21 protein-coding genes and 1 other RNA gene are annotated in these 20434 nt (G+C 55.8%); 5 read left to right on the forward strand and 17 right to left on the reverse strand.

Translation table 11 applies throughout. The features are described 5' to 3' along the window. Positions 1 to 32: 32 nt before the first annotated feature. The 4 genes from dolP to ACR8BF_RS02815 are packed head-to-tail and all read right to left on the reverse strand — an operon-like array spanning position 33 to position 3605. Positions 33 to 605, reverse strand: a complete 573-nt coding sequence (gene dolP / locus ACR8BF_RS02800) for a division/outer membrane stress-associated lipid-binding lipoprotein (RefSeq protein ID WP_008925774.1) — start codon at positions 603 to 605, stop codon at positions 33 to 35. A 14-nt stretch (positions 606 to 619) separates the two neighbouring features. Further along, positions 620 to 1207, reverse strand: a complete 588-nt coding sequence (diaA, locus tag ACR8BF_RS02805; RefSeq protein ID WP_003855538.1) for a DnaA initiator-associating protein DiaA — start codon at positions 1205 to 1207, stop codon at positions 620 to 622. Positions 1208 to 1221: 14 nt separating this feature from the next. After that, positions 1222 to 1617, reverse strand: coding sequence for a YraN family protein (locus tag ACR8BF_RS02810; RefSeq protein WP_314985746.1), 396 nt, complete (start codon positions 1615 to 1617; stop codon positions 1222 to 1224). Further along, positions 1575 to 3605 (reverse strand): penicillin-binding protein activator, encoded by a 2031-nt coding sequence (locus ACR8BF_RS02815; RefSeq protein WP_434745519.1) that lies wholly within the window; start codon positions 3603 to 3605, stop codon positions 1575 to 1577. The genes ACR8BF_RS02810 and ACR8BF_RS02815 overlap by 43 nt, the downstream gene beginning before the upstream one ends. A gap of 62 nt (positions 3606 to 3667) precedes the next feature. Between ACR8BF_RS02815 and rsmI the strand changes: the two genes are divergently transcribed. Next, positions 3668 to 4534 (forward strand): 16S rRNA (cytidine(1402)-2'-O)-methyltransferase, encoded by an 867-nt coding sequence (rsmI, locus tag ACR8BF_RS02820; protein WP_179898628.1) that lies wholly within the window; start codon positions 3668 to 3670, stop codon positions 4532 to 4534. Positions 4535 to 4567: 33 nt separating this feature from the next. Beyond that, positions 4568 to 4946, forward strand: an RNA gene (rnpB, locus tag ACR8BF_RS02825) — RNase P RNA component class A. Positions 4947 to 5003: 57 nt separating this feature from the next. Here the strand turns inward: rnpB and ACR8BF_RS02830 are convergent. The 10 genes from ACR8BF_RS02830 to ACR8BF_RS02875 all read right to left on the reverse strand — a co-directional run bounded on the left by ACR8BF_RS02830 (position 5004) and on the right by ACR8BF_RS02875 (position 11772). Then, positions 5004 to 5978, reverse strand: a complete 975-nt coding sequence (locus ACR8BF_RS02830; protein WP_434745520.1) for a glutathione S-transferase family protein — start codon at positions 5976 to 5978, stop codon at positions 5004 to 5006. A gap of 76 nt (positions 5979 to 6054) precedes the next feature. Further along, positions 6055 to 6465 carry a DoxX family protein gene (locus ACR8BF_RS02835; RefSeq protein WP_434745908.1) on the reverse strand — a complete coding sequence of 137 codons (411 nt, stop codon included), beginning with the start codon at positions 6463 to 6465 and terminating at the stop codon, positions 6055 to 6057. Positions 6466 to 6667: 202 nt separating this feature from the next. Continuing rightward, the gene (locus tag ACR8BF_RS02840) at positions 6668 to 6952 is read right to left on the reverse strand and encodes a YqjK-like family protein (protein ID WP_179898626.1); all 285 of its coding nucleotides are present in this window, start codon (positions 6950 to 6952) and stop codon (positions 6668 to 6670) included. Next, positions 6952 to 7347 (reverse strand): phage holin family protein, encoded by a 396-nt coding sequence (locus tag ACR8BF_RS02845; protein WP_090966137.1) that lies wholly within the window; start codon positions 7345 to 7347, stop codon positions 6952 to 6954. Before ACR8BF_RS02845 ends, ACR8BF_RS02840 begins: the two co-directional genes overlap by 1 nt. A 2-nt stretch (positions 7348 to 7349) precedes the next feature. Beyond that, entirely contained in the window at positions 7350 to 7655 is a 306-nt protein-coding gene (locus tag ACR8BF_RS02850) for a DUF883 family protein (RefSeq protein ID WP_179898625.1), read from the reverse strand. A gap of 35 nt (positions 7656 to 7690) precedes the next feature. Continuing rightward, positions 7691 to 8065: a DUF1090 domain-containing protein gene (locus ACR8BF_RS02855; RefSeq protein ID WP_179898624.1), complete on the reverse strand. Its 375-nt coding sequence runs from the start codon at positions 8063 to 8065 to the stop codon at positions 7691 to 7693. A 192-nt stretch (positions 8066 to 8257) separates the two neighbouring features. Continuing rightward, positions 8258 to 8605 carry an EnvZ/OmpR regulon moderator MzrA gene (mzrA, locus tag ACR8BF_RS02860; protein ID WP_003850221.1) on the reverse strand — a complete coding sequence of 116 codons (348 nt, stop codon included), beginning with the start codon at positions 8603 to 8605 and terminating at the stop codon, positions 8258 to 8260. Next, positions 8605 to 9279 (reverse strand): DedA family protein, encoded by a 675-nt coding sequence (locus ACR8BF_RS02865; protein ID WP_434745521.1) that lies wholly within the window; start codon positions 9277 to 9279, stop codon positions 8605 to 8607. The genes mzrA and ACR8BF_RS02865 overlap by 1 nt, the downstream gene beginning before the upstream one ends. A 325-nt stretch (positions 9280 to 9604) precedes the next feature. After that, positions 9605 to 10381 carry a transcriptional regulator ExuR gene (gene exuR / locus ACR8BF_RS02870; protein ID WP_179898622.1) on the reverse strand — a complete coding sequence of 259 codons (777 nt, stop codon included), beginning with the start codon at positions 10379 to 10381 and terminating at the stop codon, positions 9605 to 9607. Between the two features lie 86 nt (positions 10382 to 10467). After that, entirely contained in the window at positions 10468 to 11772 is a 1305-nt protein-coding gene (locus ACR8BF_RS02875; RefSeq protein ID WP_179898621.1) for an MFS transporter, read from the reverse strand. A gap of 400 nt (positions 11773 to 12172) precedes the next feature. On the opposite strand from ACR8BF_RS02875, the gene uxaC reads away from it, so the two are divergent. From uxaC to ACR8BF_RS02890, 3 genes are read left to right on the forward strand one after another with little or no spacing between them, the layout of a single operon-like run. Continuing rightward, positions 12173 to 13588 carry a glucuronate isomerase gene (gene uxaC, locus ACR8BF_RS02880; protein WP_434745522.1) on the forward strand — a complete coding sequence of 472 codons (1416 nt, stop codon included), beginning with the start codon at positions 12173 to 12175 and terminating at the stop codon, positions 13586 to 13588. Between the two features lie 2 nt (positions 13589 to 13590). Next, entirely contained in the window at positions 13591 to 15039 is a 1449-nt protein-coding gene (locus tag ACR8BF_RS02885) for a tagaturonate reductase (RefSeq protein ID WP_434745523.1), read from the forward strand. A 4-nt stretch (positions 15040 to 15043) separates the two neighbouring features. Then, on the forward strand, positions 15044 to 16534 hold the full coding sequence (locus ACR8BF_RS02890) for a UxaA family hydrolase (RefSeq protein WP_179898618.1): 1491 nt from the start codon (positions 15044 to 15046) through the stop codon (positions 16532 to 16534). A 187-nt stretch (positions 16535 to 16721) separates the two neighbouring features. Here the strand turns inward: ACR8BF_RS02890 and sstT are convergent, their stop codons facing one another. The 3 genes from sstT to ACR8BF_RS02905 all read right to left on the reverse strand — a co-directional run bounded on the left by sstT (position 16722) and on the right by ACR8BF_RS02905 (position 20401). Beyond that, positions 16722 to 17954, reverse strand: a complete 1233-nt coding sequence (gene sstT / locus ACR8BF_RS02895) for a serine/threonine transporter SstT (protein ID WP_179898617.1) — start codon at positions 17952 to 17954, stop codon at positions 16722 to 16724. A 235-nt stretch (positions 17955 to 18189) separates the two neighbouring features. Then, entirely contained in the window at positions 18190 to 19158 is a 969-nt protein-coding gene (locus ACR8BF_RS02900) for a TerC family protein (protein ID WP_179898616.1), read from the reverse strand. Positions 19159 to 19414: 256 nt separating this feature from the next. After that, positions 19415 to 20401, reverse strand: a complete 987-nt coding sequence (locus ACR8BF_RS02905; RefSeq protein ID WP_434745524.1) for a Gfo/Idh/MocA family protein — start codon at positions 20399 to 20401, stop codon at positions 19415 to 19417. Positions 20402 to 20434: the final 33 nt, after the last annotated feature.

The following is a 20434-nucleotide window of genomic DNA, read 5'->3' on the forward strand; positions in this document are numbered from 1 at the left end:
CGGCCATGGCCGCCTTTCTTTTGTTTAGCGAATTACTTCAGCATGGTGAAGGCGGTAGTAACGTGCTTCACACCACTGACGCGGCTGGCGACATCCGCCGCGGCCTGCGCTTCCTGTTGTGTCACCAGACCCAGCAGGAACACTTCGCCATTCTCCGTCGTCACTTTCACGTTGGATGATTTCACCTGATCGCTGCCCAGCAGCTGCGAGCGGATTTTGGTGGTGATCCAGGTGTCGGATGACGTCGTGCCCAGCGTCACTTTCTGGCCAATGCGGATCTCGTTATAAACTTCGGTTGCGCCATCAACACCCATAGTGATCTGTTTGGCACGATTGGCGATCTCCTGCGAAGGCGCCTGACCAGTCAGCAACACTTTGCCCTGATAGGCGGTGGCGACAACACGGGCATCGGTTTTAATCTGCTGATCTTTTGCCAGCGCATTCGTGACGCGTAGCTCCAGCGTGCCGTCATCAACCTGCGTACCCACTGAGCGGGGATCGGTGGCCGTTTTGGTGGCCACAGCTGCGCCACCAGCGACCACGGCTACACATCCCTGTAGCAGCATGGCGGTTAACAGAATAGCTATAGCATTCAATGCTTTCATTCGTGCTCCTTCAGTCATTCCTGATGGGGAAAGAGAGTGTTATCGATCAGATCGCATAGGCAATTCACGGTCAGCATATGCATCTCCTGAATACGGGCGCTGCGGTGCGATGGAATACGGATTTCCACATCCTGCGGACCCAGCAGTCCGGCGAGCTCTCCGCCATCATACCCGGTAAGCGCAACGATAGTCATATCACGTGTTACCGCCGCTTCTACGGCCTTAACGATGTCACGGGTGTTGCCACGGGTTGAGATAGCCAGTAACACATCGCCTGCGTGTCCCAGCGCGCGTACCTGCTTGGCATAGATCTCATCGTGCAGACGGTCATTACCAATGGCAGTCAGCATCACATTGTCAGCACTTAACGCCAGCGCCGGTAAGCTGGGACGCTCGGTCTCAAAACGGTTAATCATGCTGGCGGCGAAGTGCTGGGCATTGGCGGATGAAGCGCCGTTGCCACAGCTCAGGATTTTATTGCCATTCAGTAACGACTGCACCAGCGTCATAGCTGCGCGGGAGATGGCATCGGGCAACGCCTCGGCTGCGGCAATCTGAGTCTGAATACTTTCGGTAAAACATGCTTTAATTCTTTCCTGCACACGACCACCTGGTTCTAAACGTCTGCATTAAAGGCATTCGGCAGCCACTCGAGCGCCGTGCCGGTAATGGCGATGATGTCGAAACGGCAATTCACTGTTTCAAAACTGCCGCCGCGTTGCGCCAGCCAGAGAGCGGCAGCGCGCAGCAGCTTATGTTGTTTATTCCGGGTTACGCTGGCGAGTGCACCACCGTAACGCGCATCGCGTCGGTAGCGGACTTCAACAAACACCCAACAGTGCCCGTCACGCATAATCAGGTCAAGTTCACCATTGCGAAAGTGAACATTACTGGCGACCCATATCAGGCCAGCCTGCTCCAGATAGCGCCGGGCATCTTCTTCATGCCCGGCACCAATCTGACGGCGATTTAGTTGGCCGGTGCGATTTCGCCCCGACGATACTGGTTCCATGTCAACTTCCTGTTGATCACACAATCCGTGTCGGCGCTGAGCTTGCCGGTATTGCCATCCAGCGTGAAGCCAGGAGACTGACGCATCTGGTTAAAGTGATTCGCCAGCGTCCAGGCATCCATACCCATGGCATACAGGCGCACCAGCGAGTAGTCATTATTGAATGACTTCGACGTCTGCTGCATCAGGCCAGGATTGCTGCCGGAGAGCAGCGGGATATCGCTGAACTGCAGGCCATCCATTTCTAACCGGAAGTCCGGGCCGGCACCGGCCTGCGCGCTGCGCGAGCTGGCGTAGAGCGAGATGTTGCTGCGACTGCCGGTGCGCATGGTGATCATCGGTTTAATCAGCTGCAGTTCATCCTGCGTTGAGACGATGTAAACCGCATCGACGCCGCCACCGCTGCTGGTGCTGACCACATTGGGCGTGCCCGGCTGCGGTGCCGGAATAGTCATGCCCGCAATCGAAACGCCTTGCGGCTCAGCAGGTGCAGCGTTTACTGGCGTGCCCGACAGGCTGATGCCCGCGCCGCTGTTGATGCCCTGTTTCAGCTCAGCGGTCGAGCCAAAGCGCTGCTGCATGACGGTACTGCCACCCAGTTTCTGCCACTCCTGCGCAAACGCGTTAGTCACGCGATCGCCCAGGCCGCTGCGCGGAACTAACAACAGTGGCTGGCGTTTGCCCTGTTCCCAGATATGGTGCGCGGCATCGCGCGCTTCGTCTTCAGGAGAAAGCGCAAAGTAGCAAATATTCGGATGGTTCTGGATCTTCTCTGGCTCGTTGAGTGCCAGCACGTTCAGCGGCGTCTGGCTGTTGGCGACCTTCTCAACGTTGCTCTTCAGCAGCGGGCCAACCACGATAGTGGCGCCATCCTGCTGTGCCTGCTGCATCACCTGCTCAATTGGCTGGCTGCTGGTGTCATAGACCTTGATCTGAGCGTTGCTGACCGGTGCGGCAGCAGCAGGCTGAGATTGGGGCTGTGACTGAGGCTGTGGTGCGGTGGCGGCAGACTGCTGCGGCGCGCTGATCGGATCGGCAGACGATCCCGCAGCGGCCGCAGGTTGGGTGCTGGCTGCTGCATCCGCAGCGGCGGGCTGGGCAGCCGCCGGCTGAGCGACTGGCGCGGAAACGCCATTCTTCGCATCGTTAAAGCCTTTCTGAATCGCATTCGCGAACACCTGCGCCTGGCCATTCAGCGGCAGCAGCAGGGCGATAATGCTGGTGGAGGCTTTGGTGTAGTTCTGCATCTGGCTCAGCTGCGTCGGCAGCGTTTTGGCGGCCGGGTTCTGCGGATAGCGGGTCTGCCAGTCTTTGATGCCGGACTTCAGCATCTCAGCATCCTGGGCATTGGCGCGCCAGACCGCGAGCAGATCCAGCCAGCCCTGCAGCACATTCTCATCAGCATTGATCACCAGGTTGCTGACATCCTGCGGCGACATTTGCGTCAGGGTCTGCCAGGTGGCGTCAATATTGCCCTGATGATCGGTGCCTTTCAGCAGCGGTTCCTGGGCAATATAGTTGCGCAGCAGTGAGAGTGAAGGGCGGCCCTGTGCGCTGGCAATCTGCAGGCTGTAATAACGCGCCAGCTGATCCTGCGACAGTGCGCCGGTTTTTACTGCCGCTAACAGCGGTTCAGCGTCTTTGATCTTCTGTTGTGTAATCAGCAATTGCGCTTTCAGCAGCAGGGATTCCTGTTGCTGCGTCTCAGAGAGCTGCTGCGGCAACTGACTCAGTTGCTGGGTCGCCTCAGGATACTTTCCTTCCTTCAACAGGGCGCGGATTGCAAGTAATTGCCAGTCGGTCTTGCTATCATCGCTGCTTTGCTGCGCTTGCTGCAGATAGTAAGCGGAGCTGGCGGTAACTGGCCCCTGAATATTGACGGTTGAGGTTTGCGGCCCCTGACCGCTACATGCGGCTAAAATCAGCCCAGCAAGAATGACAGGCAGAAAGCGTCCTGCTTTATGACGAACGACTTTTGAAGGAAGCATACTGTATCCAGTGATGTTTTTTTCAAGATGCTCAATATTAAATCGGCAATTCGGATGAAACAATGAAACAACACGATCGGGCAGAGATTTCTGCCAGCACGCTCTACATCGTTCCAACCCCGATTGGTAATTTGGGTGATATCACCCAGCGGGCGCTGACGGTGCTTTCGAGCGTCGATCTGGTCGCTGCGGAAGATACACGTCATACCGGACTGTTGCTACAACATTTCGCCATCAATGCGCGACTCTTCTCACTTCATGACCACAACGAGCAGCACAAGGCTGAGCTGCTGCTGACGAAGCTGCAGGAGGGTCAAAGCATAGCCTTAGTTTCTGATGCTGGCACGCCGCTGATTAACGATCCGGGCTACCATCTGGTGCGTCGCTGCCGTGAAGCGGGCATCCGTGTGGTGCCGCTGCCGGGCGCCTGTGCTGCCATTGCCGCGTTAAGTGCTGCAGGACTGCCCTCCGATCGGTTCTGTTACGAAGGGTTTCTGCCCGCCAAAACCAAAGGCCGTTGCGATGCCCTGCGGGCGCTGGTGCAGGAACCGCGTACGCTGATTTTCTATGAATCGACCCATCGTCTGATCGACAGCCTGCAGGATATGGTGAGTGAGCTGGGGCCTGAACGCTACGTCGTGCTGGCGCGCGAGCTGACCAAAACCTGGGAGTCGATTTACGGTGCGCCGGTCGGCGAGCTGCTGGCCTGGGTAAAAGAAGATGAGAATCGTCGTAAAGGCGAGATGGTGCTGATTGTCGAAGGGCACAAAGTCGATGATGACGATGCGTTACCCGCTGATGCACTGCGTACCCTCGCGCTGCTGCAAAAAGAGCTGCCGTTGAAGCGCGCGGCTGCGCTGACCGCTGAGATCCATAGCGTGAAGAAGAATGCCCTCTATAAGTATGCGCTGGAGCAGCAAGAGGCGTGACAAATGCCTTCGGATGTCCTATTATCCCGCGCCGAAGCTGACCAGACAGTCGCCGCTTTGTCGTCGTCCTCACTTGTGGGGAGACGGGCAGAGGGGAGGAAAGTCCGGGCTCCATAGGGCAGGGTGCCAGGTAACGCCTGGGAGGCGCAAGCCTACGACCAGTGCAACAGAGAGCAAACCGCCGATGGCCCAGAAATGGGATCAGGTAAGGGTGAAAGGGTGCGGTAAGAGCGCACCGCGCGACTGGCAACAGTTCGTGGCACGGTAAACTCCACCCGGAGCAAGGCCAAATAGGGGTTCACAAGGTACGGCCCGTACTGAACCCGGGTAGGCTGCTTGAGCCAGTGAGCGATTGCTGGCCTAGATGAATGACTGTCCACGACAGAACCCGGCTTAACGGTCAGCTTCGACTTTTTACCAGAAACCCCGCTTCGGCGGGGTTTTTAATGTGGCGCTATGCTAATGCAGCTTAACCACGGCCGTGCGGCTCATCCCAGTCAAACGCCGGACCCAGCGAAATCACGCCGTTCGGGTTGATAGTCTTGTGGCTGCAGTAATAGTGGTGACGGATATGCGGAAGATTGACTGTCTCTGCAATGCCCGGCATCTGATAGATATCACGCAGGAAACCACTGAGGTTTCTGTAGTCACTGATCCGGTGACGATCGCATTTAAAGTGGGTCACATAGACCGGATCGAAGCGAACCAGGGTGGTCCACAACCGCAGATCCGCTTCGGTCAGTTGATCGCCGGTGAGATAGCGATGCTGGCCCAGGATCTGCTCCAGTCGCGACAGCGAATGGAACAGCGCAGTCACTGCCTCATCGTACGCGGACTGCGACGTCGCAAAGCCCGATTTATACACGCCGTTGTTGACCGTGTCGTAGATCCAGCCATTCAGCTCATCAATCTTCTCGCGCAGCGCTACCGGATAGTAGTCACCGGCACGGGCACCGACCGCATCAAATGCACTGTTGAACATGCGGATGATATCAGCCGATTCATTGCTGACGATGGTGTTCTGCTGCTTGTCCCATAATACCGGCACGGTTACACGGCCACTGTACTGCGGGTCAGCATGCAAATAGAGCTGATAAATGAACTCGTTCTGATAGAGCTTATCGCCCGTCGCATCCTGAAAGGTGTCATCGAAGGTCCAGCCGTTCTCCAGCATCAGCGGATGCACCACGGAGACATCGATCATGCTATCCAGACCCTTCAGCTGACGCATCAGTAGCGTACGGTGCGCCCAGGGGCAGGCCAGCGAGACATAAAGATGATAGCGATCGCGCTCAGCAGCAAATCCTGCTTTGCCCACCGGACCGGCGCTACCGTCCGCCGTGACCCAGTTGCGAAAAGCCGACTCTGAACGTTTGAAACGTCCGCCAGTGGATTTGGTGTCGTACCAGGTGTCATGCCAGACACCGTCAATTAACTGTCCCATAATGGCTCCAATGCAAACAGGGCGGGGTAATTTCCCCGCCCTGCTAAGTATATGTGGCATTACGCTTTATGTGAGATTAGCGCGCAATCGTCTGTGGTTTTCTTTTGCTGATCAGGCGATCAATGCTGTATGCGCCTGGACCCACCAGACCTAACACCAGGAAACCACCCGCGATAGAGAGGTTTTTCATGAACATCAACTGATTCACACCTTCGGCAAAGTTACTGTGAAACAGAAACGCGGTCAGGATGGTGAAGCCTGCAGTGAACAGGGCAGTGAAGCGGGTCAGGAAACCAAACAGAATGGCCAGACCGCCGCCAAACTCCAGCAGAATAACCAGCGGCAGCATAAAGCCAGGGACGCCCATCGCTTCCATATATTGCTGAGTACCTGCATAACCGGTGATCTTGCCCCAGCCGGCCGTAATGAACAGGATTGGCATCAGGACGCGAGCCACTAATAAACCGACATCTTCGAATTTTTTCATCATTTACTCCAGCGCTATCAGGAATGCAGGGCAAGCTGCCCGCAGGGTTTATGCCCGCTGAAAGCACTACTGCGTTCATTGGGTTGATGGCTGGAGATGATAATCGCGGAGTGGAAAGGTTGTAAGCGAGATATACTGTCAGTGTTTTTCAGAAAATCTGATGAAGAAAAGCCGGCCTTTTCAGGACCGGCTTTAAGCAGGACTAACGCGGAGGCAATGCGGACTTAATCATGCGCCAGGTACTCCAGGCGCTGAATCCCCGTTTTGCCCAGCGTAACAGCATGTTGGGACTGCGAACTGAGTAGATGGCCAGCGCGCTGCTGCCAATCGCCAGATAGCGACGTAAGCTGAGGAAAGTAAACCAGCCACGATCGTAATGTGCGGTGCCTTCCAGCCAGTCACGCCGCGCAGCGCTTAAATCCAGCCGCTGCTGCTGCACGTGCTTAAGCAGTTCATGGATGCGTTCTTCACGCTCGCGGCGGCTCATCAGCGCTGGTCCTCAAGCAAATTACGATCAGTTTCAAGCTCTTTGCGCGTGTGGCGCAACAGCGTGGACTGACGCGATTTGCGCAGGGTCCACAGCCCCAGAATAACCGCCAGCAGCAGCAGTGTGCCGGTCGTGATGCCAATGGCCATCAGACGGTACTGCGCATCCACTGCCCAGATAATCAGAACCATCAGGCTCATCAGACCAAATGCAGTGAACAGCATTGTCAGGCCAACCATCAACAGCAGCTGAATCAGGTTAGCTTTCTCGTGCTCCAGTTCCACCACTGCCAGACGAACACGCGTCTCGACCATGCCAACCAGCGTGGTCACAATACGCTGGCCGATGTTAATGACCCCTTTAGCCGGGCCGTGGTTATGCTGTGAGTCAGCCATAGTTATCGACGCGAGATGAGCATGCCCAGTGCGACGCCAATCGCTGCACCGATGCCCACACCTTGCCATGGATTTTCACGCACGTAGCCTTCGGCTCTCTGCGCCGCTTCACGTGTGGTCGCAGCAATGCGCTCGCTTGATTCGCCCAGACGTTCACGTGAACTATCCAGCGCATCACGCGCTTTACTGCGAAGTTTATCCAGCTCGCCTTTGGATTTCTCAGTACTGCTGCTCAGCACTTCTTCCAGGGTATCAGCGAGGTTTTTCAGTTCAGCACGCAAATGTTCCGATGATGTGTCTTTAGACATAAAATACTCCTTTAACATCAGTTGGTTAATTCCAATTAATAGGGCTCCGCCTGTAACTTTTTCAGTTCCCGGCGCGCTTCATCCAGTTTTTGTTGTCGCTTAGCAATCTTGTCCCTGTCATGGCCCTCTCCACGCTCTTCCTTGAGTGCGTGCTCGCGCTCTGCAACTTTCTGCTTTTGAGCGTTAATTCTTTCCAGATGGGCGGCTTCCAGCTTTTTGTCGCTGCAATCCGCCCGGACTTCGGTCAGCGCACGCTCCAGGCCATTAACCCGGCGCTGGTTGTTATGCTTCTGCGCCATCCCGATTTCACGCTGAATATCCTGTTCTTTTTGCTCACATAGCGATTCCGACGCCAGCAGTGAACCCGACAGAGAAAACAGCGCGACGCCCAGTAATACTTGATATTTCATCGGTCCTGAACCTTCCATTGCGATCTGATTCGTCAGCACTCGCTGAATCTTATGCCTGCGGATGCCGGGAATCGACTCTCGGTTAAGCATAGACACCCATAGTAAAAAGTTCAAAGAAGACCGGGAGATAGAGTGCCTTTAAGACCGCCACACCACCCGTGGCGGTCTTAAAAAAAGAGGAGAGTCGTGAGATTACGCCAGTGAGAGGTGCTGAGAGTGATCGTGTTGCGCCACGATAAAGCCCTGTGGAAGCAGGCGGCGTAAGACCTTCTGTGCGGCCAGACTCTGCTCTTCGCTGTCAAAATGGATGATCAGTGCATCACCCGCGGGCGTAATGCTTTTGATCCGAATACCCTGCGCGCTTAATTGCTGATAAAGATAAAAACCATCCGGCAGCGTTGCGCCAGCATGGGAAACGCGAATCTGGACGACCGTCTCGTGTTTCATCAGCGGTGGGATCGCACAAAGTGCGACCAGCGCAAACGCGCCAGCAATCAACCACGGTAACCACCGTTTAGGAATAGCCTGCAACAGTTTCATTACTCGGCTTTCCCGTTCTTATTCGCCTGTCGCTTACGCCATATCACCACCAGCGATCCCACCAGACCAAACACCAGCAGTGCCAGCGGCAGCATCATCAGGAAGAACATCATCTCGTCTTCGTAACGACGGAAAATCGGGGTTTTACCCAGCGCGAAACCGATAACGGTAAGAATCACGACCCACAGGAACGCACTGACCCAGTTGAAGAACTGAAAGCGGGCATTGCTGAGGCCTGATAAACCCGCGATGGTCGGCAGCAGAGTTCGGACAAACGCGATAAAGCGACCAATCAGCAGTGCGGATAAGCCGTGACGGTGGAACATGCTGTGCGCACGCAGATGATACTGGGCGGGAAGATGGGAGAGCCACTTCTGTACCGTGGGTGTGTTACCCAGCCAGCGGCCCTGTATATAACTCACCCAGCAGCCAAGGCTGGCACCGGTGGTTAAAACCAGAATGGTGATGGGGAAACTCATGGCGCCTTTGGCAATCAGTACGCCGACCAGAATCAGCAGACTGTCACCCGGCAGAAATGCGGCGGGAAGAAGGCCATTTTCTAAAAACAAAATCATAAACAGCACGCCGTAAATGGCCCAGACCAGCGTGGGATCGGAGAGGGTTTCGTAGTCCTGCTGCCACAGGGCATGCAGCAACGATTGCAAAATATCCATCAATTCATTCCTGAACATCATTGTTAAAAATGTCCCACAGGGACTTAAGCGCAGACTGGCATTTCGTTATAAATTTTAGGCGCGCAGCCTGGGCGGGGCTTTTCCGGATCCTTCCAGAATTGATTGTTAAATCAGCGACTTTATAATCCCCTGTCGCAAAGGGTAATAAAAGGGCGATAACTGTAACAAAAATCGCCTGTCTGAGACAGGAAAACTCTCTTGCGAACAGGAGTTTTACCTTGTGAAACGGCCTGTAAAAAGGAGCTTTACATGACCTGACACTATTGCAGACTAACTGACCATTTCGGGGTGTTTTCAGGCAATTTTAGCGGGCGTTATCAAACCCATCAGGCAGGATGACCGGATTCTCACCAAACATGTAACGGTCCACGTTAAATTCAAAATCATCCGCCGTCGCGTTAAACAGCATCTGTTTAGTATTTTCCAGATGTTGCCACATCGCCAGTTTGCTGGCGGCGGGATCTTTACGCATCAGCGCCTTGAGAATCTGATCGTGGTCGTCACACCAGCTGAGAATGCTGCGCTGGTCGATGTGTTCGTGAAGTTTGAGCCAGTAGGGATTGTGAAGGCGATGCAGCCACATTTTCTCAACGATGGCGGCTAAGGCACTGTTCTGGGTGGATTGTGCGATACGCACATGGAACTGCATGTCCCACTCGGAATCGCGGAAGTGATCCTCCTGACGGGCTTTTTCCTGAATCGCCATCAGGTCGATGATGTCCTGACGTGTCACCTGTGTAGCAGCGAATTCCGCTACGTTACTCTCAATCAGCTGGCGCGCCTGCAGTAATTCAAACGGGCCAAACGTTGCGAACTCAAGCTGACTACTGGTCGGGGCGATGCGGTTCTGCTGCTGGCTGGCAATAACGTGAATGCCAGAACCTTTACGAACCTCAACATAGCCTTCAACTTCCAGCATGATGATCGCTTCGCGGACGACAGTGCGGCTCACTTCCATCTCTTCAGCAATCAGACGCTCAGCAGGCAGTTTTTCACCAACCGGATAGATCCCGGTTTCAATGCGGTTTTTCAGCTCGCTGGCCAGCTGTTGATAGAGTCGACGGGATTCAGTGAGGTCCATAGCACAATCCTGGTAGCAGACAGATAAGTTGTTATACCACTTCAGGCGGTGCGAGGAAATGGGCTGGCTTGCGCCAGCCCGGCAGATCAATTATGAACAGCGCTGGCTGGCGGAATCACCACCTCAGCATTCAGCTCTGAAATCGGTTTATTTTTCAGGACTGTCCAGATCACCACGGCACCCAGCAGATCAAACACGGCCAGTGCGGCAAACAGCGGGCTGAAGCCCAGCGTATCGGCCAGTGCACCGACAACCAGTGCAAACATGGTACTTGCGGTCCAGGCGGCCATACCGGTTAAGCCGTTAGCCGTCGCGACTTCATTGCGGCCGAAAACATCTGAGGACAGGGTGATCAGCGCGCCAGAGAGAGCCTGATGCGCGAAGCCGCCGATGCACAGCAGACCAATGGCGACATACGGGCTGGTGAACAGGCCGATGGTACCCGGCGCAATCATTAATACCGCACCCATCGTCACCACCATCTTGCGGGAAACGATCAGATTAACGCCGAACCAGCGCTGAAACAGCGGCGGCAGATAGCCACCCAGGATACAGCCGAAGTCCGCGAACAGCATTGGCATCCAGGCGAACATCGCAATCTCTTTCAGATTGAAGCCGTACACCTTGAACATGAACAGCGGAATCCAGGCGTTGAACGTGCCCCATGCCGGTTCTGCCAGAAAACGCGGCAGAGCAATGCCCCAGAACTGGCGGTTACGGATAATCTGCAGAGCCGACATTTTGCGGGTGTTGCCGGTCTGATGCTGCGCTTCCTGACCGGAAATAATATAGTCGCGCTCTTCATCGCTCAGCTTCTTCTGCTGTTTCGGATGCTTGTAAAACACCAGCCAGCAAAGTGCCCAGGCCATGCTCAGCACACCGGTCATGATAAAGGCCATCTGCCAGCTGTGCGCCACGATCGCCCAGACAACCAGCGGCGGAGCCAGCATCGCGCCGATAGATGAACCGACGTTAAAGTAGCCTACTGCGACCGAGCGCTCTTTAGCCGGGAACCACTCACTGCTCGCCTTCAGACCGGCCGGAATCATCGCCGCTTCAGCCGCACCGACGGCACCGCGCGCCAGGGCAAGGCCGCCCCAGCTGCCTGCCATCGCGGTGGCGGCACAGAAAATGGCCCACAGCACAGCAAACACCGCGTAGCCGACTTTGGTGCCCAGCAGATCCAGCACATAACCCGCCACCGGTTGCATCAGCGTGTAGCAGGCTGAATAGGCCGCAATGATGTAGGAGTACTGCTGCGTGGTGATATGCAGCTCTGACATTAATGTCGGGGCCGCCACGGCGATGGTGTTACGGGTCAGATACCCCAACACCGTACCGATCGTCACCAGTCCAATCATGTACCAGCGCAACCCTTTGATCTTACGCATCCTCTACCTCTTCCAGTTCTGTATGCGGTCTTGCCGCTGTTGTTATCTGGAGCGGGACAGCACGTGATGCAGCTCTGCTCACGCCCGCAGGTTCTGTCATAGCAACCCTGTTCTGACCTTGCCGTTATCTGAGTCACTAACGACCTCATGATGGAGCGAGAGCCTAACTTGTTATACAACTTTAAAAGTTGAGAGCCATCACAAAAACCCTTTCTGCACTGTGGGATACTGGAAACCTGCCTAATGACAGCCATTTAGCGCGCTACGAGCGACAAAAATGTCCATAACGGCAGTCTGGTACCGCCGTTTATGTGAGCAGGATCGCAAATAAATCCGTAACGGACTAAAATTGGTATGATAACTTTGAGCCATTAGTGGTTCAGTAGATGAGGAAGCATGTATGTCACGTTTCATGACCGAGGATTTTTTGCTGGATAGCGAATTCGCCCGTCGTCTCTATCACGACTACGCGAAAGATCAGCCGATTTTCGACTATCACTGCCACTTACCGCCGCAGCAGATTGCCGAAAATTATCGCTTCGCCAACCTTTATGACATCTGGCTGAAGGGCGATCACTACAAGTGGCGGGCAATGCGCGCCAACGGTGTGGCTGAGGCGTTCTGTACCGGCAACGCCAGCGATCGTGAAAAGTTTGACGCCTGGGCGCGCACCGTGCCGCACACCATCGGCAACCCGCTCTATCACTGGACCCATCTGGAATTACGCCGGCCTTTCGGCATCACTGACACGCTGCTTTCTGAGAAAACCGCCGACACCATCTGGCATCGCTGCAATGAACTGCTGGCGCAGGATAGCTTCACCACGCGCGGTATCATGCAACAGATGAAGGTGAAGATGGTCGGCACCACGGACGATCCGCTGGATGACCTGCGCCATCACCGCGCGCTGGCAGAAGACACCGGCTTCAGCGTCAAAGTGCTGCCGAGCTGGCGTCCGGATAAAGCCTTTAATATCGAAGCCGAAACCTTCCTGCCGTGGATCGAAACGCTGGAGCAGCTGACCGACATCAGCGTGCAGCGTTTTGACGATCTGCGCAGCGCCCTGTATCAGCGTCTGGATCACTTCGCGGCCCACGGCTGTAAAGTCTCTGATCACGCGCTGGATGTGGTCTGTTACGCCGAGGCGGATGACGCCACACTGGATGCGATACTGGCACGTCGTCGCAGCGGTGCCGCGCCGGATCCGCAGGAAACGGCACAGTTCAAAACGGCGGTACTGGTCTGGCTGGGCAGCGAATATGCGCGCCGTGGCTGGGTGCAGCAGTATCACATTGGCGCACTGCGCAACACCAACCCGCGCCAGTATCAGTTGCTGGGGCCGGATGTGGGCTTTGACTCCATCAACGACCAGCCGCTGGCTGAACCGCTGGCACGCCTGCTGGGCGCGCAGAATCTCAATAATGCGTTGCCGAAAACTATTCTCTACTGCCTGAACCCGCGCGACAACGAAGTGCTTGCGACGATGGCGGGTAACTTCCAGGGCGAAGGTCAGGCGGGCAAAATGCAGTTCGGTTCAGCCTGGTGGTTCAACGATCAGCTGGACGGTATGCAGCGTCAGATGACCCAGCTGGCGCAGATTGGCCTGCTGAGCCGCTTCGTCGGGATGCTGACCGACAGCCGCAGCTTCCTCTCTTACACCCGCCACGAATATTTCCGCCGGTTACTGTGCCAGATGATGGGCCGCTGGGTGGAGCAGGGTGAAGCGCCAGCCGATGAAGCGCTGTTAGGCCAGATGGTGCAGAACATCTGCTTCAACAATGCCCGTGATTACTTCGGCATCGAGCTGGGAGCCTGATAATGAAAAGGCTAAACCGCCACGATTTTCCGGGCGCGGTCTATCGCGACCGGGTTATCCAGTTCGGCGAGGGTAACTTCCTGCGCGCCTTTATTGACTGGCAGATTGACTGGCTGAATGAACATCAGGGTACCGATGCCGGGATCGTGGTGGTGCGGCCGCGTAACCGTGAAGTCAGCGACAGCCTGAATCAGCAGGATGGACTCTACACCACGCTGATCCGCGGACTGAACGACCAGGGGGAGCAGGTCAGTGAAACCCGGCTGATCCGCAGCCTCAACCGTGAGATCCAGCCCTGGCAGCAGTTTGGTGAATTTATGGCGCTGGCCCGGAACCCTGACCTGCGCATGGTCTTCTCCAACACCACCGAAGCGGGCATCGCCTTTGTGGGTACGGATCAGCTCACCGATCAGCCCGCCAGCAGCTTTCCCGGTAAACTGACGCAGCTGCTTTGGGCGCGCTATTCCCACTTCAATGGTGCCAGCGACCGGGGCTGGCTGGTGGTGCCGTGTGAGCTGATTGACCATAACGGCGACACGCTGCGCGATCTGGTGCTGCGCTACGCCGATTACTGGCATCTGCCATCAGAATTCAAAACCTGGATTCATCAGCACTGCGCCTTCTACAACACCCTGGTGGATCGCATCGTCACCGGCTTCCCGGCGGAGAGTGAGCAGCTGCAACGCGAACTGGGTTATGAAGACCGCTATCTGGTGGCAGGCGAAGTCTATTACCAGTTTGTGATTCAGGGACCGTCGGCTTTATTCAGTGAACTGAAGCTGGCGGCGCTGTCCCCGCTGGTCCGGCATGTAGATGACATTGCGCCTTATAAAGCGCAGAAAGTGGCCATCCTCAATGGCGCGCACACTGCGATGGTGCCGGTGGCGTTTCTGGCTGGTCTTGAAAGTGTGGGGGAGGCGATGGCCGATCCGGCGATTGCCGGATTTGTGGACAACCTGCTGCGTCACGAAGTGATCCCGACGCTGGATTTGCCTGCTGATGAGCTGCACGCCTTCGCCGATGCGGTTCAGCGCCGCTTTCGCAATCCGTTTATTCGCCACGCGCTGCTGTCGATTGCCCTTAATGGCATGACCAAGTTCCGCACCCGTCTGCTTACGCCACTGCTTGCCGCGCATCAGCAAACCGGTGAGTGGCCGACGCACATCACTTTTGCGCTGGCGGCGCTGATCGCTTTTTACCGTGGTGAGTCAGCCGGCAAAAGCTGGCCATTACAGGACGAGCCACAATGGTTACAGCACTACGCCGACGCCTGGAAAGCGGTTGATGCAGACCAGATGTCACCGGCACAGCTGGTAGACGGCGTGCTTAGCGACGCACAACACTGGGGCGAAGAGTTAACCCGTCAGCCCGGACTGGCTGCGATTGTCACCCAACACCTGCAAAATATCATCGCCCACGGAATGCGTGAGGCGCTGAGCCAACTGAGATAACGCTATGCAAGACGCAATTAAAATTGATCCCCGCGACAATGTCGCCGTGGCGTTACGTGACTTAGAGGCGGGCGCTACCATAGCGCTGCCGCCACTGAGTGTGGCGGTGCAACAGGCCGTCGGGCGCGGACATAAATTTGCCCTGCAGCCTATCGCCCAGAATGAGCTGGTGATTAAATATGGGCTGCCGATTGCCCATGCCACGCAGCCTGTGGCTGCCGGTGAGTTAATCCATTCTCAGAACGCCCGCACCAATCTCAGCGATCTGGATGAGTATGCGTATCAGCCCGAGTTCGTGACGTTACCGTCGCAGCCAGGTGACCGTGAGGTACAGATCTACCGTCGGGCTAACGGCGAGGTCGGCATCCGTAATGAACTGTGGATCCTGCCGACCGTCGGCTGTGTCAACGGCATTGCGCGTCAGATCCTGCAGCGTTTCCTGAAAGAGACACAGGAGGCCGAAGGGATCGATGGTGCATTCCTGTTCAGTCACACCTTCGGCTGTTCGCAACTGGGACAGGACCATGAAAATACCCGCACCATGCTGCAGAATATGGTGCGCCATCCCAACGCGGGCGCGGTGCTGGTGATTGGTCTTGGCTGTGAAAATAATCAGGTCGACGCCTTCCGTGACACGCTAGGCGCGTTTGAAAGCGACCGGGTCGAGTTTATGGTGTGCCAGCAGCATGATGATGAGGTTGAAGCCGGGCTGGAGCGTCTGCATGCCTTGTATGAAAAAATGCGGCATGACCGGCGCGAGCCAGGCAAACTCAGCGAGCTGAAGTTTGGTCTGGAATGCGGCGGTTCGGATGGTTTGTCCGGCATCACCGCCAACCCGCTGCTGGGACGTTTCTCGGACCAGATGATCGCCAATGGCGGCACGACCGTGCTGACTGAAGTGCCGGAAATGTTTGGCGCAGAGCGAATTCTGATGAGCCGCTGTCGCGATGAAGAAACCTTCAGCAAAACGGTGGCGATGATCAACGACTTCAAACAGTACTTTATCGATCACCAGCAGCCAATCTACGAAAACCCGTCGCCAGGAAACAAAGCGGGCGGCATCACCACGCTGGAAGAGAAGTCGCTGGGCTGTACCCAGAAAGCGGGGCAGAGCCAGGTGGTCGATGTGCTGAAATATGGCGAACGGTTAAAAACGCCTGGGCTGAATCTGCTGAGTGCACCGGGTAATGATGCGGTCGCCACCAGTGCGCTGGCGGGAGCCGGTTGTCACATGGTGCTGTTCAGTACCGGACGCGGCACGCCGTATGGCGGCTTTGTGCCGACGGTGAAGCTGGCGACTAACACGCCGCTGGCGGAGAAGAAGCCGCACTGGATCGACTTTAATGCCGGACGGTTGATCGAGGGGATGAGCATGGATGCAATGCTGGAAGATTTTGTCGACAGCATTGTGGCGATTGCCAGCGGTCAGCCGACCAACAACGAGAAGAACGACTTCCGCGAACTGGCGATTTTTAAAAGTGGCGTGACGCTTTAACACCAAAAAGCGATCTTGCTCGTTCAGAGAGCTCAAAAGCTCAGGGAGCGGGTGGCAGAGTCCGAAGAGCAAAGCGTCCCGCGCCAGAGAAGGCGCGGGCCGAGCGAGCAGGGATGCGTAAAGCGACTTTGCGATCGGACTCTGCCATCCGCGAAGAGCACAGAATTACCCGACAGTAATAACGAGCTTATGCCCGGCTGGTTTCACGGCCAGCTTCTGCCTGACAGACGGCCGCCGTAAACAGAATATCGGTAGAGGAATTCAGCGCGGTTTCCGCCGAATCCTGCAGTACGCCGATAATAAAGCCGACCGCCACGACCTGCATCGCCAGATCATTCGGAATACCGAACATATTACAGGCCACCGGGATCAGCAGCAGCGACCCGCCCGCCACGCCTGATGCCCCACAGGCACAAAGTGATGCCACCAGACTCAGCAGAATCGCCGTCGGCACATCAATGCTGATACCCAGCGTATGCACCGCCGCCAGCGTCAGCACGGTAATCGTGATCGACGCACCCGCCATACTGATGGTCGCACCCAGCGGAATCGACACCGAATAGGTATCTTCATCCAGATTCAGACGTTTCGCCAGCGCCATATTCACCGGAATGTTGGCGGCAGAACTGCGGGTAAAGAAGGCGGTCACGCCACTTTCACGCAGGCAGGTAAAGACCAGCGGATAGGGGTTACGGCGGATTTTAGAGAACACCAGCATCGGGTTCACTACCAGCGCCATCAGCAGCATACAGCCGATCAGTAATGTCAGCAGATGCGCATATTGCCACAGCGCGCCAAAGCCGGTAGACGCGAGGATCGAGGCCACCAGACCGAAAATCCCGATCGGCGCGCAGCGAATTACGCAGCGTACCAGCCAGGTCACGGCATGAGAGGCATCATTGAGCAGAGCGCGGGTGCTGTCACTGCTGTGACGGAACGCCAGACCGAGGCCAATCGCCCACACCAGAATGCCAATGTAATTAGCCTGCATCAGCGCAGTAATCGGGTTGGCGACCATGCTCATCAGCAGCCCACGTAACACTTCGGTAATACCGGAAGGCGGAACGATTTCCGTGGTGCCCACCGCCAGCGTCAGCGTCTGCGGCACCAGATGACTGAACACCACCGCGACCACCGCCGCGAAAAAGGTGCTCAGCAGATAAAGTACAATAATCGGCCGGATATTGGATTTCTGGCCCTGCTGGTGGTTAGCAATCGAAGCGATCACCAGCATCAGTACCAGTAACGGGGCGACCGCTTTCAGCGCACTGACAAACAGTTCACCCAGCAGACCGACCGCAATGGCGGCATCGTGTGAAATCCAGGCGAGCGCCACACCGGCGATCAACCCAATCATGATTTGCTTCACCAGGCTTCCGGCGAGCAGCGTGCCCAGACGTGCGGAGAGAGTTTTCTGCATAATATTTTCTATATTTTGTCGCGGATGTAGTTTCAGACGCGATGTTTTGCATCGGCTAAAACGGTTTGCCCGGCGGAGTATAAGGAAAAGATTGGACGAGAAAAGAGAAAATTCTGTCACTGTGGAGCAGGTCAGATTTTTATTATGCTGGATAGTGGAAGTGTGACAGAGGGATGAAATGGCGCGACAGGCTGCCACAAAATAAAACAGGGGCATCCGCTGCCCCTGCAGGTAATTATGGTGCGAGCTTTTTCTGGTCTCTCTTGCGGTTAACCCAGGCATTAATCAGCAGGGTTGAGGCCAGAATGGCACCGACTACACCCAGCGAGATACCGACCGGAATATGGTAGAGGTCGACAATCAGCATCTTAAAGCCGATAAACACCAGCACAATCGCCAGACCATACTTCAGCATCGAGAAGCGTTCCGCCACGTTCGCCAGCAGGAAATACATGGCACGCAAACCCAGGATAGCGAACAGGTTTGAGGTCAGCACGATGAACGGGTCAGTGGTCACCGCGAAGATCGCCGGGATACTGTCGACGGCAAAGATTACGTCACTGAGTTCCACCATGATCAGCACCAGCAACAGTGGGGTTGCAAACAGTACGCCGTTTTTGCGGGTGAAAAACTTCTCGCCGTCGAGATCGTCGGTCATGCGTAAATGCTTACGCAACCAGCGTACTACCGGTTTGTCGCCGACCGCACCATCATCCTCTTTTGCCAGCGCCATCTTCACGCCCGTAAACAGCAGGAAGGCACCGAACACATAGAGGATCCAGCTGAATTGCGTGACCAGCCAGCTCCCCGCGAAGATCATGATAGTACGCAGAATGATAGCGCCTAATACTCCGTAGATCAGCACACGGCGCTGCAGGTTGGCCGGAATAGAGAAGTAGCTGAACAGCATCAGCCAGACGAAGACGTTATCCACCGCCAGCGCTTTTTCCAGCACGTAACCAGTCAGGAAAGCGAGTGTCTGCGTATTAGCAACTTCACGTCCCGCACTGCCCTCCAGGTACCACCAGAAGGCGGCGCTGAACAGCAGTGAGACGGAAACCCAGATCAGCGACCAGACAGCCGCCTGTTTGAAAGACATGGTCTGCGCGCCGCGGCGTCCCTGCAACAGCAGGTCGATAGCCAGCATGATAAGCACCACAACCGCAAAGCTGCCCCACAGTAAAGGCGTACCCACAGTTTGCATATTCGTATCCTGTCTTAAAAAGAAAAAAAACGGCTGAAGTCAGAAGACGTCAGCCGCTTATTTTTGTGTAAGCAAACCTCGCCTTCCGGCAAGGTCTCACTTACAACACAGAAATGGATTCCGGGTTGCCTGATGACCGGATGCTTTCGCAACGTAGTGACGATCAATCAGCTTACAAGTTACTCCCCTTTGCAGGAGGCTAAGTTACGGTTTAGCCGCACAGGAAGCAACCTATCTCAGACATATTTAGAAATATTTACACAGCAGCCTCATCGGCCGGGAAGATTACACCAGTCTGGCGACGAATTTCGGTCAGAAGCGCAGCGGTAATGCGCGAAACCTCTATTCCGGGATGGTCCACCTGGCGCTGCTCAACCAGCCGCGCAAACGCGGCCGCTTCATACAGCATGGTGTTGATATGCTGCGGCTCACTCAGCGCCTGCTTTTCAGCACCACGAGGAATAAAGGTCAGTTGCTGGCACTCAGAGAGCTTTTCAATCACCAGCGCGCCTGCTTCACCCTGAATCTCGCTGGGCAGGCTGGAATCACTCACCTTCGAATGCAGAATCGTCACGTCGAAATCGCCGTAGCTCAGCACGACTACGCCATGTGCGTCCACACCGCTCGCAAGCAGCGTCGCGGTAGCGTGCACCCGGTCTGGCCGGCCCCACAGCGCCACCGCTGAAGCCAGGCAATAATAGCCGATATCCATAATAGAGCCATTCGACCAGCGCGGATCAAAAGTATTGGGGTTCTCGCCGTTGAGATAGCGCGGATAGCGTGAAGAGTACTGGCAGTAACACAGCAGCGCTTTCCGCAGTTTACCCACGTCAGGCAGCGCCTGCTGCAGCCGCAGGAAATTTGGCAGGCTGGCGGTTTTAAATGCCTCAAACAGCACCACCTGATGCTCACGGGCGCAGGTGATCATCTGCTCCACTTCGGCCAGATTAGAGGCCAGTGGTTTTTCGCAAATCACATGCTTGCCGTGCGACATAAACAGCAGCGCCTGCTGGCAGTGCAGGGCGTTGGGGCTGGCCAGATAGACTGCATCAATCTCCGGGCTGGCGGCCAGGGCTTCCAGTGAGGTAAAGGTCTGTTTGCAGGGATAATCGGCAATAAAAGCGTCGGCCTGCTGCTGACTGCGTGAATAGACCGCACAGAGCTTCATTGCTCCGGTTTCATGAGCGGCATCAATAAACTGGCGTGTAATCCAGTTTGTTCCCACAATGGCAAAACGAATCACGTCATCTCTCCGGCAGCGTTAAAGCGGCAGAGT

Source organism: Candidatus Pantoea rara, from assembly GCF_051136265.1.
GTDB classification, from domain to species: domain Bacteria; phylum Pseudomonadota; class Gammaproteobacteria; order Enterobacterales; family Enterobacteriaceae; genus Pantoea; species Pantoea rara.

Bases quoted from the DNA above. Each gene is read 5' to 3' on its own strand.
- dolP (WP_008925774.1), bottom strand. From the start codon at position 605: ATGAAAGCATTGAATGCTATAGCTATTCTGTTAACCGCCATGCTGCTA.
- ACR8BF_RS02810 (WP_314985746.1), bottom strand. From the start codon at position 1,617: ATGGAACCAGTATCGTCGGGGCGAAATCGCACCGGCCAACTAAATCGC.
- ACR8BF_RS02815 (WP_434745519.1), bottom strand. From the start codon at position 3,605: ATGCTTCCTTCAAAAGTCGTTCGTCATAAAGCAGGACGCTTTCTGCCT.
- rsmI (WP_179898628.1), top strand. From the start codon at position 3,668: ATGAAACAACACGATCGGGCAGAGATTTCTGCCAGCACGCTCTACATC.
- ACR8BF_RS02830 (WP_434745520.1), bottom strand. From the start codon at position 5,978: ATGGGACAGTTAATTGACGGTGTCTGGCATGACACCTGGTACGACACC.
- ACR8BF_RS02835 (WP_434745908.1), bottom strand. From the start codon at position 6,465: ATGAAAAAATTCGAAGATGTCGGTTTATTAGTGGCTCGCGTCCTGATG.
- ACR8BF_RS02840 (WP_179898626.1), bottom strand. From the start codon at position 6,952: ATGAGCCGCCGCGAGCGTGAAGAACGCATCCATGAACTGCTTAAGCAC.
- ACR8BF_RS02845 (WP_090966137.1), bottom strand. From the start codon at position 7,347: ATGGCTGACTCACAGCATAACCACGGCCCGGCTAAAGGGGTCATTAAC.
- ACR8BF_RS02850 (WP_179898625.1), bottom strand. From the start codon at position 7,655: ATGTCTAAAGACACATCATCGGAACATTTGCGTGCTGAACTGAAAAAC.
- ACR8BF_RS02855 (WP_179898624.1), bottom strand. From the start codon at position 8,065: ATGAAATATCAAGTATTACTGGGCGTCGCGCTGTTTTCTCTGTCGGGT.
- mzrA (WP_003850221.1), bottom strand. From the start codon at position 8,605: ATGAAACTGTTGCAGGCTATTCCTAAACGGTGGTTACCGTGGTTGATT.
- ACR8BF_RS02865 (WP_434745521.1), bottom strand. From the start codon at position 9,279: ATGGATATTTTGCAATCGTTGCTGCATGCCCTGTGGCAGCAGGACTAC.
- exuR (WP_179898622.1), bottom strand. From the start codon at position 10,381: ATGGACCTCACTGAATCCCGTCGACTCTATCAACAGCTGGCCAGCGAG.
- ACR8BF_RS02875 (WP_179898621.1), bottom strand. From the start codon at position 11,772: ATGCGTAAGATCAAAGGGTTGCGCTGGTACATGATTGGACTGGTGACG.
- uxaC (WP_434745522.1), top strand. From the start codon at position 12,173: ATGTCACGTTTCATGACCGAGGATTTTTTGCTGGATAGCGAATTCGCC.
- ACR8BF_RS02885 (WP_434745523.1), top strand. From the start codon at position 13,591: ATGAAAAGGCTAAACCGCCACGATTTTCCGGGCGCGGTCTATCGCGAC.
- ACR8BF_RS02890 (WP_179898618.1), top strand. From the start codon at position 15,044: ATGCAAGACGCAATTAAAATTGATCCCCGCGACAATGTCGCCGTGGCG.
- sstT (WP_179898617.1), bottom strand. From the start codon at position 17,954: ATGCAGAAAACTCTCTCCGCACGTCTGGGCACGCTGCTCGCCGGAAGC.
- ACR8BF_RS02900 (WP_179898616.1), bottom strand. From the start codon at position 19,158: ATGCAAACTGTGGGTACGCCTTTACTGTGGGGCAGCTTTGCGGTTGTG.